This window comes from Micromonospora cremea (assembly GCF_900143515.1).
Taxonomy (GTDB): Bacteria; Actinomycetota; Actinomycetes; order Mycobacteriales; family Micromonosporaceae; genus Micromonospora; species Micromonospora cremea.
In genome coordinates this window covers 266,790-278,826 of sequence record NZ_FSQT01000002.1, presented here as the reverse complement: position 1 = coordinate 278,826, position 12,037 = coordinate 266,790, and the positions used below count along the sequence as shown (strand labels likewise).

At 74.7% G+C, this 12,037-nt stretch carries 13 protein-coding genes; 12 read left to right on the top strand and 1 reads right to left on the bottom strand.

From position 1 onward, the window contains the following. Positions 1–54 precede the first annotated feature (54 nt). The 7 genes from BUS84_RS14610 (at position 55) to BUS84_RS14580 (ending at position 7,503) form a co-directional block, all read left to right on the top strand. Positions 55–1,554: a potassium/proton antiporter gene (locus BUS84_RS14610; protein ID WP_074313016.1), complete on the top strand. Its 1,500-nt coding sequence runs from the start codon at positions 55–57 to the stop codon at positions 1,552–1,554. 225 nt (positions 1,555–1,779) lie between these two features. Then, positions 1,780–2,199, top strand: a complete 420-nt coding sequence (locus BUS84_RS14605) for a TraR/DksA family transcriptional regulator (protein ID WP_074313014.1) — start codon at positions 1,780–1,782, stop codon at positions 2,197–2,199. Positions 2,200–2,263: 64 nt separating this feature from the next. Then, the gene (gene lspA / locus BUS84_RS14600) at positions 2,264–2,878 is read left to right on the top strand and encodes a signal peptidase II (RefSeq protein ID WP_074313011.1); all 615 of its coding nucleotides are present in this window, start codon (positions 2,264–2,266) and stop codon (positions 2,876–2,878) included. Further along, positions 2,875–3,819 (top strand): RluA family pseudouridine synthase, encoded by a 945-nt coding sequence (locus BUS84_RS14595; RefSeq protein WP_074313009.1) that lies wholly within the window; start codon positions 2,875–2,877, stop codon positions 3,817–3,819. Before lspA ends, BUS84_RS14595 begins: the two co-directional genes overlap by 4 nt. A gap of 42 nt (positions 3,820–3,861) precedes the next feature. After that, entirely contained in the window at positions 3,862–4,890 is a 1,029-nt protein-coding gene (locus BUS84_RS14590) for a hypothetical protein (protein ID WP_074313007.1), read from the top strand. Positions 4,891–4,964: 74 nt separating this feature from the next. Then, positions 4,965–6,620: a MinD/ParA family ATP-binding protein gene (locus BUS84_RS14585; protein WP_074313005.1), complete on the top strand. Its 1,656-nt coding sequence runs from the start codon at positions 4,965–4,967 to the stop codon at positions 6,618–6,620. Between the two features lie 82 nt (positions 6,621–6,702). Continuing rightward, positions 6,703–7,503 (top strand): DUF2567 domain-containing protein, encoded by an 801-nt coding sequence (locus BUS84_RS14580; RefSeq protein WP_074313003.1) that lies wholly within the window; start codon positions 6,703–6,705, stop codon positions 7,501–7,503. Here BUS84_RS14580 and BUS84_RS14575 read toward each other — a convergent pair. Then, positions 7,418–8,122: an LON peptidase substrate-binding domain-containing protein gene (locus tag BUS84_RS14575; RefSeq protein WP_074313001.1), complete on the bottom strand. Its 705-nt coding sequence runs from the start codon at positions 8,120–8,122 to the stop codon at positions 7,418–7,420. The genes BUS84_RS14580 and BUS84_RS14575 overlap by 86 nt on opposite strands. A gap of 105 nt (positions 8,123–8,227) precedes the next feature. Here BUS84_RS14575 and hisD point away from each other — a divergent pair, with 105 nt between their 5' ends. The 5 genes from hisD to hisH are packed head-to-tail and all read left to right on the top strand — an operon-like array spanning position 8,228 to position 12,030. Further along, positions 8,228–9,550 (top strand): histidinol dehydrogenase, encoded by a 1,323-nt coding sequence (gene hisD / locus BUS84_RS14570; protein ID WP_074312999.1) that lies wholly within the window; start codon positions 8,228–8,230, stop codon positions 9,548–9,550. After that, a complete protein-coding gene (locus tag BUS84_RS14565) occupies positions 9,547–10,620 on the top strand; it encodes a histidinol-phosphate transaminase (RefSeq protein ID WP_074312997.1) in 1,074 nt (357 codons plus the stop codon). The genes hisD and BUS84_RS14565 overlap by 4 nt, the downstream gene beginning before the upstream one ends. Then, on the top strand, positions 10,617–11,228 hold the full coding sequence (hisB, locus tag BUS84_RS14560; RefSeq protein WP_074312995.1) for an imidazoleglycerol-phosphate dehydratase HisB: 612 nt from the start codon (positions 10,617–10,619) through the stop codon (positions 11,226–11,228). Before BUS84_RS14565 ends, hisB begins: the two co-directional genes overlap by 4 nt. After that, positions 11,228–11,401, top strand: a complete 174-nt coding sequence (locus BUS84_RS38635) for a hypothetical protein (protein WP_167627066.1) — start codon at positions 11,228–11,230, stop codon at positions 11,399–11,401. The genes hisB and BUS84_RS38635 overlap by 1 nt, the downstream gene beginning before the upstream one ends. Continuing rightward, a complete protein-coding gene (gene hisH, locus BUS84_RS14555) occupies positions 11,398–12,030 on the top strand; it encodes an imidazole glycerol phosphate synthase subunit HisH (protein ID WP_074312993.1) in 633 nt (210 codons plus the stop codon). Before BUS84_RS38635 ends, hisH begins: the two co-directional genes overlap by 4 nt. Positions 12,031–12,037: the final 7 nt, after the last annotated feature.

Here is a 12,037-nt window from a genome sequence, read left to right as displayed (position 1 = left end):
GGCCAGGGCCTGTGCCGGCTCGACCGAGGACGTCGACACAGGCCCTCGGCAACCGTGACGCCCGGGCTGGATATCGCGCTGCTGCTCGGCGCGGCGGTGCTGCTGGTGGCGGTCGGCGCGGTCCGGCTCTCCACCCGACTCGGGGTGCCCAGCCTCCTGGTCTACCTGGCGCTCGGCGTGGCGATCGGCGAGTCCGGGCTGGGCATCCGCTTCGACGATGTCGACCTGACCCGGACCCTCGGCTTCTGCGCCCTGATCGTGATCATCGCGGAGGGTGGTCTGACCGCCCGGTGGAGCACGTTGCGGCCGGTGCTCGGTCTGGCCGTCGCGCTGTCCACAGTGGGTGTGGTGGTCAGCATCGTGCTGGTCGGCGTCGCCCTGCACCTGCTGCTGGGGCTGGACTGGCGGCTGGCGCTGCTCTACGGCGCGGTGCTGTCCTCCACCGACGCGGCCGCCGTCTTCGCGACCCTGCGCCGGCTGCGCCTGCCACCCCGCCTGGTGGCCGCGATCGAGGCCGAGTCGGGCATGAACGACGCCCCGGTGGTGCTGCTGGTGGTGCTCCTGTCCCACCAGGGCTGGGCGCACCCGTGGTGGTACGAGGCCGCCCTGGTCACGTACGAGCTGGGTGTCGGGGCCGCGGTGGGCGTGGGCGCCGGCGTCGCCGGCACCTGGGCGCTGCGCCGGGCGGCGCTGCCCTCGGCCGGGCTGTACCCGATCGCCGCGGTGGGGATCACCGTGCTGGCGTACGCCGCGGGGGCGGTGCTGCACGCCTCGGGGTTCCTCGCCGTCTACGTCGCCGGGGTGCTGCTGGGCAACGCCCGGCTGCCGCACCGGCAGGCGATCCTCGGCTTCGCCGACGGGCTGGCCTGGCTCGCCCAGATCGGTCTGTTCGTGCTGCTCGGGCTGCTGGCCTCGCCGGGCCGGCTGGACGCGGCGGTGCTGCCGGCGGTGGTCGCCGGGCTGGCGCTGGTGCTCCTGGCCCGGCCGCTGTCGGTGGTCGTGTCGGCGCTGCCGTTCCGGGTCGGCCTGCGCGAGCAGGCGTTCCTGTCCTGGGCGGGGTTGCGCGGGGCGGTGCCGATCGTGCTGGCCACCATTCCGCTCTCCGAGCGTGTGCCCGGCGCGGAGCGCCTCTTCGACGCGGTCTTCGTGCTGGTGGTGATCTTCACGCTGGTGCAGACCGGGACGCTCGGGCCGCTCTCCCGCCGGCTGCGGATCGCCGCGCCAGCCGAGGCCACCGAGATCCACGTCGAGACCGCCCCACTGGAGCGGATGCGGGCCGACCTGCTCCAGCTGGAGGTGCCGCCGGGCTCGCGGTTGGCCGGCGTGCACGTCGACGAGTTGCGGCTGCCGCTGGGCGCCTCGGTCACTCTGGTGCTGCGGGACGGGGTGGGCTTCGTGCCCGGTCCGGACACCCGGCTGAAGACCGGCGACAGCCTGTTGATCGTGGCCACCGGCGGGGTGCGCGACGCCGCCGAGCGTCGGCTGCGGGCGGTCAGCCGGCGGGGTCGGCTGGCCCGGTGGTTTGGTGAGTACGGGGATGAGGCGGACCTTTGATCTGCTAGCGTTCCTTTTGTCCCAGTTAGGCAGGGCTCGGGGCTGTTAAGCGGTGCGACGGTGCGGCACGTTGTCGGACGCCTGTACGTTCCGTATTCTTGCCAACCTCCGGAGTGCGCGGCCATCGTCGCCGCGCGCCCCTTTTCGTACATAGGGGACGCCCTGGTCGGCGCCCCCTGACCAGGCGCCGCGGACCACGTGGTGCCGCGGCCGAGGGAGCGACCCATGGCGAAGCCAGCCGACACCAGGACCGCCGGCCGCAAGCCGGTGGCCAAGGCCACCCGCAGCGCGGCGGAGACCGAGAAGATCCGGGCGGCGTTGGCGGCGCGGCGGGACGAGCTTCGCGCCGAGTACGATCAGACGCTGAGTGAGATCACCGAGCTGCAGCGCGATCGGCTGACCGACTCGGCCGGGGACGACCAGGCCGACACCGGCACCAAGACGCTCGAGCGGGAGCAGGAGATCTCTCTCGCCAACAGCATCCTGGAAAGGATCACGCAGGTCGAGCGCGCCCTGGAGCGCCTCGACGAGGGTGGTTACGGCTGGTGCGAGCGGTGCGGCAACCCGATTCCGGTCGAGCGCCTCGCCGCCTTCCCGTCGGCCACCCTGTGCGTGACGTGCAAGCAGCTGGAGGAGCGGCGCTGAGGTCCGCTCCCCGGCGGCGATGAGACGGTGAGCGATCACCGCCGAGACTGTCGATGGGGAGCGCATGACCGCAGCACCGTCCGCCGAACCCGGCCGCACCGACCCGGGCGGCGACAAACCCCGGCCGAGGGCCGTCGCGATCCTCGCCGGGGTCGCCCTGGTGGCCCTGCTGGCCGACCTGCTCACCAAGCACCTCGCGCTGGCCACGCTGACCGACCGGGAGCCGGCCCGGCTGCTCGGTGGGCTGGTCTACCTGAGTCTCACCCGCAACAGCGGTGCGGCGTGGAGCATCGGCGCCGACCACACCTGGGTCTTCCCGCTGATCACCATCGGGGTGGTCGGCTGGATCGTCTGGATGGCGCTGCGGCTGCGTTCGCTGCCCTGGGCCATCTCCCTCGGCCTGGTGCTCGGCGGCGCGCTGGGCAACCTCGTCGACCGGATCTTCCGGGCGCCCTCGCCCTTCCACGGCCACGTGGTCGACATGATCAGCCTCTTCGACCCGTACGGCCAGGTCTGGCCGGTGTTCAACCTGGCCGACAGCTCGCTGGTCTGCGGCGTGCTGCTGGCCGTGCTGCTGGAGCTGACCGGCCGCCAGCGTGACGGGCGGCGGGTCGGCCGCGACGGCGACCCGGCCGACGCGAGCGCCCCCCAGGGCGCCGACCAGCGGGAGCGGGCGTGACCTCCGCGTTCGCCGCTGGCGGCGACCACCGCTCACTGCCCGTGCCGGACGGGCTCGACGGGATGCGGCTGGACCAGGCGGTGGCCCGGCTGTTCGGGCTCTCCCGCACCGCCGCCGCGGCCCTGATCGATGCCGGTGACGCGCTGGTCGACGGCGCCGCGCGGCCCAACTCGCACAAGGTCAAGGCCGGCTCCTGGCTGGACGTCACGCTTCCCGCCGCGGTCGCCCCGCCGACCGTGGTGCCGCAGGCGGTGCCGGGCCTGCGAGTCGTGTACGCCGACGACGACATCGTGGTGGTGGACAAGCCGGTCGGCGTGGCCGCGCACCCGAGCCCGGGCTGGACCGGCCCGACGGTGATCGGCGCCCTCGCCGCGATCGGGCACCGCATCTCCACCAGCGGCGCCGCCGAGCGGCAGGGCGTGGTGCACCGGCTCGACGTGGGCACCACCGGGATCATGGTGGTGGCCAAGAGCGAGCAGGCGTACACCGCGCTGAAGCGGGCCTTCAAGTACCGCGAGGTGGACAAGGGCTACCACGCGGTGGTGCAGGGGCACCTGGATCCGCTGCGGGGCACCGTCGACGCGCCGATCGACCGGCACCCCACCCACGACTACCGCTGGGCCGTGGTCTCCGGCGGCAAACCGAGCATCACCCACTACGACACGCTGGAGGCGTTCCCGGCGGCCAGCCTGGTCGACGTTCGTCTGGAGACCGGCCGAACCCACCAGATCCGGGTGCACTTCTCGACCCTGCGGCACCCCTGTGTGGGCGACCTCACCTACGGCGCCGACCCCACCCTGTCGGCCCGGCTCGGGCTGGCCCGACAGTGGCTGCACGCCCGCGAGTTGAGCTTCCTGCACCCCCGAACGGGGGACGAGGTCCGGTTCGTCAGCGACTACCCTGACGACCTGGAACGCGCGCTTGAGATCCTGCGTGACTGAGCGGCGACCGCCCGACACCGATCCGACGAGGGGATCCCGCCCGTGCGCGCCGGCGACCTGCTGCGGCAGTTGGACCAACGGCTGCTGCCGCCGCTGACCCGGGCCGTGGCCCGGCTGGGCGACCGGTCGGCGCGGTCCGGGGTGTTCACCTGGGCCGCGCTGCTCTCCTCGGCGGCGGTGCTGGGCACCGCGGTCTGGGCCGCCGACGACGCTCCGGTCGGCGACCGGACGGTGGGCGAGGTGACCCGGGTCGGTGTGGTCGACGGCGACTCCGTCCCCGGGTACCTGCGGTCCGCCGCGGCCGACCTGGCCGCGCTGCCCACGGCGGCCCCGGTCACCGGGCAGGAGACCTACGCCCTGGTCACGCTGGACGCGTACGTGCCGCCACAGCGACTGTCGGCGGTGCTCGGCGACGTATCGGTATCGACGGTGTTCGGGCGGGTGCCGCTGCCCGGCCGGCAGACCGAGATCGTCAAGATTCCCGCGCTGCGGGTGCCGGACGACGTGGTCGCCGGGATGGCGCAGGTCGCCGTCCGCAAGGAAACCGAAGCCGCGGACTACCGGGCGAGGGCCGCCGCGGTGAGCGGCGACGGTGTGGACGAGCGGGAGCTGCGCGAGCGGTACGCCAGCGGTGCGGACGTGGCGGTGGCCGAGGCGGCCGCGTACCGCGCCGGCTGCGCCTGCGTGTACGCGGCGGTGGTGCGGGCGGCGCCGGTGGCGCTGCGCGGCGTGGCGACCCGGGCGGACGTGCGGGCGGTCGACCCCGCCCCCGAGGTGTACCGGCTGGAACGGACGGTCTTCACGCCGCCACTGCCCGAGCAGCACGACGTGGTCCGCCCGCCGGCCGACACCGGCCCGAGCGCGGAGCCGACCCCGGAGGTGCCGGTGGAGTCGACGCCGGTCGCGCCGGTGCCCTCGGCATCGATGGGCGAATCGTCGGAACCCGCACCGGTCGTGACGATCCCATTACCGGAGCCGTCGGCGACCGAGCCCACCGAGGTGGCCACGCCGAGCGTCACCACCTCCCCGGACGCCATCGGCACCGGGCCGCCGGTGCCCTCCCCGTCGTGATCCGTGCCGGGTGGTGTGCGTGCCGTGGTGTGGTCCGAATAGGGTTTCCTTCGTAGCCTGTCAGACGGAGATCGATGGCGCTGGGAGGGCGGGCCGTGGAGGGCAGTGAGACCGGCTGGGGCCGGCCGGCCGAACCAGCGCCGAGGTGGCGGGCGCTGCTGGACCGCGCCCGGCACGGCGCCCGCGCGCCCGAGCAGGCCGAACCCGACCGGCGAGCCGACGAACCACCGCCGGATCCGCTGCCGCGGCGCGCGGCCCCCAACGGCAACGCCGGGCGGGCGTCGGCCATCGGGCATCCGGCCGAACTGTCGTACGGCGCGGACCCGGGTTACCGGGCCGAGGCGAGCTACCGGGTCGACCCCGCCTACCGGGCCGAGCCGGCGTACCGGCCGGAGCCGGACTACCGGGGTGAACCGGGTTACCGGGGCGAGCCGGCGTACCGGGCCGAGCCGGTCTACCGCGCCGAGCCGGATTACCGCGCGGAGCCGGCGTACCGTGCCGAGCCGGACCATCGGGCGGAGCCGGCGTACCGGGCCGAGCCCGAGCCGGAACGGCCGTCCCGCCGGGCCGAGCCGGTCGAGTCGCGCTACTCGCTGCTGGACAACGGCTACCGGCACGGCAGCCCGCCGGCCGAGTCCCGGTACGCGCTGCTGGAGACGGGTTACCAGCCGGAGACCGGCTACCCGCCGCCGGCCGCTTCTCGGGTCGCGCCGCCGCCGGCCGCTTCTCGGGTCGCGCCGCCGCCGGCCGCTCCGCGGGTCACGCCGCCGCCGGCTGCTCGGGTCGCGCCGCCGGCCGCTCCTCGGGTGACGCCGCCGGCCGTCCCGCCGGTCACGCCGCCGCCCGCTCCGCCGGTCAGCTCGGCCATCGCCGAGCGCGGCTTCCCGCCGCGCGTCGAGTGGCGTCCGCAGGGCGTCGACCAGGAGTTGGAGCGGGCCACCGGGGTGCTCCGCCGCGACCTCGGCACGCCGCGGGTGTTCGCGTTCGCCAACCCCAAGGGCGGGGTGCACAAGACCACCGCCACCGTGCTCGCCGCGGCCACGGTCGGCAGCGTTCGCGGGCGGGGCGTGCTGGCCTGGGACGACAACGAGCTGCGCGGCACCCTCGGGCTGCGCGCCGGCAGCGCCCGGCACGCCCGGACCATCCGCCACCTGATCGGCGAGCTGGCCCAGATCGAGATCCTGGAGGGCTCGACCCTGCTGGAGCGGCTGGACGACTTCCTGCGGCACGCCTCCGACGGCTCGTACGACGTGCTCGCCGGCGAGGAGAGCCCACGCTTCGCCCAACGGCTGGACCAGTTCACCGTCCGGCGGGTGCTGGAGCTGCTGCGACGTACCCACGACGTGGTCTGTGTGGACACCGGCAACAACGTGGAGAGCGCCAACTGGCGCACGGTGATGCAGGCCGCCGACCAACTGGTGGTGACCACCGTGCCGCGCGAGGACGCGGCGTTCAGCGCCGACTGGATGCTCGACCTGCTGCACGAGGAGGGCATGGGAGAGCTCGCCGACAACGCGATCACCCTCATCTCCTGCCCCACGCCGGGCCGCTCCGCGCTCCAGGACGACCTGGAGCGGCACTTCGCCACGCGTACCCGCGCGGTGGCCGTGGTGCCCTACGACCCGGCGCTCGAGACCGGGTCGTCGATCGAGTATCACCAGCTCCAGCCGGAGACCCGGCAGGCGTGGCTGCGCGCTGCCTCGGTCATGGTGGAGCCGTTCGCCCGGTGACCGGAGGCGGTGCGGTCACGTCATCGGGCGGGAGCGCGGATGACCGTGCACGGCCCGGGCGGCGAGCTGAGAGGATCATCGGGTGAACCCCGACAGCCCCGAATCCGACCGGCCCACGCCGCCCGGCGACGAGCCGTCCGCAGCACCGGCACCCGCCGACCCGGTCGCGGACCAGCGTCCGGGCGGAGGGCCGCCCGAGATGGCCGCGGACTCCGGCCCGCTCCCGGCCGATCGGCCGCGCAGGCCGGCGCGGACCGGGGCGACGGTGGCCGGAGTCGTGCTCGCGCTGGCCGTGCTGGGTGCGCCGCTCGGGCTGCTCTGGGCCGCGCTCGCGCCCGACACCCCGGTGCTCAAGACCGCCGAGGGCGCGATCTACGCCGAGCCGCAGCCGGAGCAGCCGATCGCCGCGGACGGCTGGTTCAGCCTGCTCGGGCTCGCCTTCGGGGTGCTCGCGGCGCTCGTCCTGTGGTTCGTGCTGCGCCGGCGACGCGGCCCCGTCGGGCTGCTCGCCGCCGTGCTGGGCGCGCTGGCCGCCGCGCCGGTGGCCTGGCAGGTGGGGCGGCGGGTCGGCCTGGCCACCTTCGACCGGCTGCTGGACAGCGCCCCGGCCGGCCAGGCCTTCACCAAACCGGCCGACCTGCGGGCCGGTGGCGTCGACTGGCTGCTCGGTGTGCTGCCGGTGCCGCACGGCAACCTGCTGCTGCCGGCGTTCGGCGCCGCGGTCACGTACACCCTGCTCGCCGGATGGTCGCGCTGGCCGTCGCTGCGCCCGGAGCCGGAGCCCGACCCGACCGCGCTCAGTTGGGTGTCGGCGGGGAGGCCAGCTCCGCCAGCGGCACCGGAACCGCCCGCACCTGGCGCAGCAGAGCCGCCTCGCGGTTGAGCAGCCGCAGCTCGGCGCGGAGCCGGGCGGCGGTGTCGTCGATCGCCAGCAGCCGCTGCCGGTCGTCGACGGTCAGCGCCGCGGTCGCCGCCACCAGGTGGGAGAGCACGGTCGGGTCCTCCGGGAGCTGCTCGGAGATCTCCTCCGGGTCGGACCGGACCAGGCCGAGGTACTGCCGGAACACCGCGATCACCCGGGCGGCCAGCAGGTCGGCCACCTCGTCGGGCCCGGCCGGCTCGGGCAGCCACTCGACCTCCGCGGTCAGGTACGGCGCGGAACTCTCGTCGACCTCGGCGATCCGGAACCGGCGCCGGCCGACCGTGACGATGTCGAAGCCCCCGTCGGCCAGCTCGGTCACCTGGCGCAGCTCGGCGGTGCAGCCCACCTCGTGCAGGGTGACCTCGCCGGCGGCGGGCGTGGGCCGGGCGCCGGGACCGGCCGGCGCGACCTCCCAGCCGGCCTGGATGGCGACCACCCCGAACTCGCGCGAGGCGCCCTCGGGCAGGTCGACCAGGTGCCGCACCAGGGCGCGGTAGCGCTCCTCGAAGATGTGCAGCGGCAGCACCAACCCGGGAAAGAGCACCGTTGCGAGCGGGAACACCGGCAGCCGTGCGGTCACAGGTGGAGCCTAGCCAATCTCGCCCCCCTCGGCGTGGCCTGGCTCACCGTCCCGGCGGACGGGCGGTTCGGGTGCGCTCCGGCCTGGCCGCCTAGACTCGCAAGGGTGCTGAATCGGATCGACCTGCGCAATGGTCTCGGTGACCCGCGCCGCCTGCTGCCCCGTGCCCAGCTCGACGTGTCGGTCGCCGTCGAGCGGATCCGGCCGCTCGTGGAGGCGGTCCGGGAGCATGGGTACCCGGCGATCCGGGAGGCCAGCGACCGGTTCGACGGCGTCTCCCCGGAGGTGTTGCGGGTGCCGGTCGAGGCGATCGCCGAGGCCGAGGGGGTGCTCGACCCGGACGTGCGCGCGGCGCTGCTGGAGTCGATCGCCCGCGCCCGCCGGGTGCACGCCGACCAGCGGCGTACCGAGCACACCACCCAGGTGGTGCCCGGCGGCACGGTCACCGAGCGGTGGCTGCCGGTCGACCGGGTCGGCCTCTACGTCCCCGGTGGGCTGGCCATGTACCCGTCCACCGTGGTGATGAACGTGGTGCCGGCCCAGGCGGCCGGGGTGCGCTCGCTGGTGGTGGTCAGCCCGCCGCAGAAGGACAACGACGGCCTGCCCGACCCCCGGGTCCTCGCCGCGTGCGCGCTGCTCGGCGTCGACGAGGTCTACGCCGTGGGCGGAGCCCAGGCGGTGGCGATGCTGGCGTACGGGGCGGCGGTGGACCCGGCGGGGGACGCGCGCTGCGAGCCGGTCGACCTGGTCACCGGCCCGGGCAACATCTGGGTGACCGCCGCCAAGCGGCTGCTGCGGGGCGTCGTCGGCATCGACGCCGAGGCCGGGCCGACCGAGATCGCCATCCTGGCCGACGACACCGCCGACCCGGCGCACGTGGCCGCCGACCTGATCAGCCAGGCCGAGCACGACCCGCTCGCCGCGAGCGTGCTGGTCACCCCGTCGGTGGCGCTGGTCGAGGCGGTCGAGCGGGAGCTGGCCCGACAGGTGCCGGCGACCAAGCACACCGAGCGGGTGACCACCGCCCTGACCGGCGAGCAGAGCGGCGTGGTCCTGGTCGACGACCTCGAGGCCGGGCTGCGGGTGGTCGACGCGTACGCGGCCGAGCACCTGGAGATCCAGACCGTCGACGCCCGCGAGTGGGCGCTGCGGGTGCGCAACGCCGGAGCGATCTTCGTGGGCGCCTGGTCGCCGGTGTCGCTCGGCGACTACTGCGCCGGCTCCAACCACGTGCTGCCCACCGGCGGCTGCGCCCGGCACTCCTCCGGGCTGTCCGTGCAGTCCTTCCTGCGCGGCGTGCACCTGATCGAGTACTCCCATGCCGCGCTGCGCGAGGTGGCCCCGCACGTGGTCACCCTGGCCACCGTGGAGGACCTGCCCGCACACGGCCAGGCCGTCCGGGCCCGCTTCCCGGGAGGGCCGGCGTGACCTCGCTCGACGACCTGCCGATCCGCGACGACCTGCGCGGGCTGTCGCCGTACGGCGCGCCGCAGCTGGACGTGCCGGTGCGGTTGAACACGAACGAGAACTCCTACCCGGTGCCGGAGCCGGTGGCCGACGCGATCGGCAAGGCGCTTGCGGCCGAGCTGCGCGAGCTGAACCGCTACCCGGACCGGGACGCGGTGGCGCTCCGCGCCGACCTGGCCGGATATCTCGGGCACGGGCTCACCGTCGAGCAGGTGTGGGCGGCCAACGGCTCCAACGAGGTGCAGCAGCAGCTGCTCCAGGCGTTCGGTGGCCCGGGTCGCAGCGCGCTCGGCTTCGTGCCGGCGTACTCGATGCACCCGCTGCTGGCGCTCGGCACCGGCACCCGGTGGGTGCCGGCGCGGCGCGGCGTCGACTTCGGGCTGACCGCCGACGAGGCGGTGGCCCAGGTCCGCGAGCACCGGCCCGACGTGGTCTTCCTCTGCTCGCCGAACAACCCGACCGGCACCGCGCTGGACCCGACGGTGGTCGCCGCGGTCCTCGACGCCGCGCCCGGCATGGTGGTGGTCGACGAGGCGTACGCCGAGTTCGCCCGGCCCGGCACGGTCAGCGCCCTCGCGGTGCTGCCCGGGCACCCGCGGCTGGTGGTGACCCGGACGATGAGCAAGGCGTTCGGCTTCGCCGGCGGGCGACTGGGCTACCTGGCGGCCGACGCGGCGGTGGTGCAGGCGGTGCAACTGGTCCGGCTGCCGTACCACCTCTCCGCGCTGACCCAGGCCGCCGCCCGCGCGGCACTGGCCCACCGCGACGCCCTGCTCGGTACGGTTAGCGCGATCATGGCGCAGCGGGACCGGATCGTGGCGACGCTGCGTGGTCGCGGGCTGCGGGTGGCCGACAGCGACGCCAACTTCGTGCTCTTCGAGGTGGGCGGCGACCAGGCCATCGCCTGGCGCGCACTGCTGGCGCACGGGGTGCTCGTCCGCGACGTCGGCCTGCCCGGCTGGCTACGGGTCACCGCCGGCACCCCCGCCGAGACCGACGCGTTCCTTTCTGCGATGGAGACAATCTCATGAGCCGGACCGCCCGGGTGGAGCGGATCACCAAGGAGACCAAGGTCCTCGTCGAGATCGACCTCGACGGCACCGGCACGGCCGAGATCAGCACCGGGGTCGGTTTCTACGACCACATGCTGCACCAAATCGCCCGGCACGGCGGCTACGACCTGACCGTGCGCACCGTCGGCGACCTGGAGATCGACGCGCACCACACCATGGAGGACACCGCGCTCGCGCTGGGCGCCGCGTTCGACCAGGCGCTGGGCGACAAGGCCGGCATCCGGCGGTACGGCTCGGCGACCGTCCCGATGGACGAGGTGCTGGTCCGGGCCGCCGTGGACCTGTCCGGCCGGCCGTACGTGGTGCACGACGAGCCGACGCTGGCGCCGTACATCGGGCCGGTGTACCCGACCAGCATGACCCGGCACATCTGGGAGTCCTTCGGCCAGGCGGCCCGGATCACCCTGCACGTCGACGTGCTGCGGGCGGCCCGGCCGGGCGGTAACCCGGACGCGCACCACGTGGTGGAGGCGCAGTTCAAGGCCGTCTCCCGGGCGCTGCGCGAGGCCACCGCGGTCGACCCGAAAGCGGCGGGCGCGATTCCGAGCACGAAGGGAGCCCTCTGATGGGTGCGGCGCTGCCGACGCTGTTGCTGATCCTGGCCGGGGTGCTGGTGGGCGGGGTCTGGTCGCTGTACCGGCAGGGCGCGCCGAGGAGCGCGGTGGTGGTCACCGCGCTCCTGGCCGTGTTGGCCACCGTCGGCGGGGTGCTCTGGCTGCTTCCGGAGTCGGGCTCATGACCGGCGTCGTGGTTCTCGACTACGGCTCGGGCAACCTGCGTTCCGCGGAGCGGGCGCTGGCCGCCGCCGGCGCGGACGTACGGGTGACCGACGACCTCGCCGCCGCGGCCGCCGCCGACGGTCTGGTGGTGCCGGGGGTGGGCGCCTTCGCGGCGTGCATGGCCGGGATCGAGGCGCTCGGCGCCGGCCCGGTGATCGCCGAGCGGGTTGCCGCCAACCGGCCGGTGCTCGGCATCTGCGTGGGCATGCAGGTGCTCTTCGAGCACGGGGACGAGCACGGTGTGGTGACCAAGGGGCTCGGTCTGCTGCCCGGCGGGGTGACCCGACTGGCCGCCACCCGGCTGCCGCACATGGGCTGGAACACGGTCCGGGCGCCCCGGGATTCGGTGCTCTTCGCCGGCATGCCGGCGCAGAGCAGGTTCTACTTCGTCCACTCGTACGCGATGGGCGACCCGGCGGCGCTGGCCGCCGCCGACGCCACGGTGACCACGGCCCACCATGACACCGACTTCGTCGCCGCGGTGGAGCGCGGTCCGCTCTCGGCGGCCCAGTTCCATCCGGAGAAGTCCGCCGACACCGGTGCCGCGCTGCTGCGCAACTGGCTTGCCGCTTTGCCCAGCGGTGGCTGAGCGTCGT

Coding starts and splice junctions, on each gene's coding strand:
- BUS84_RS14605 (WP_074313014.1), top strand. CDS start 1,780: ATGGCGAAGCCAGCCGACACCAGGACCGCCGGCCGCAAGCCGGTGGCC.
- hisH (WP_074312993.1), top strand. CDS start 11,398: ATGACCGGCGTCGTGGTTCTCGACTACGGCTCGGGCAACCTGCGTTCC.
- BUS84_RS14585 (WP_074313005.1), top strand. CDS start 4,965: ATGGCGCTGGGAGGGCGGGCCGTGGAGGGCAGTGAGACCGGCTGGGGC.
- hisB (WP_074312995.1), top strand. CDS start 10,617: ATGAGCCGGACCGCCCGGGTGGAGCGGATCACCAAGGAGACCAAGGTC.
- lspA (WP_074313011.1), top strand. CDS start 2,264: ATGACCGCAGCACCGTCCGCCGAACCCGGCCGCACCGACCCGGGCGGC.
- BUS84_RS38635 (WP_167627066.1), top strand. CDS start 11,228: ATGGGTGCGGCGCTGCCGACGCTGTTGCTGATCCTGGCCGGGGTGCTG.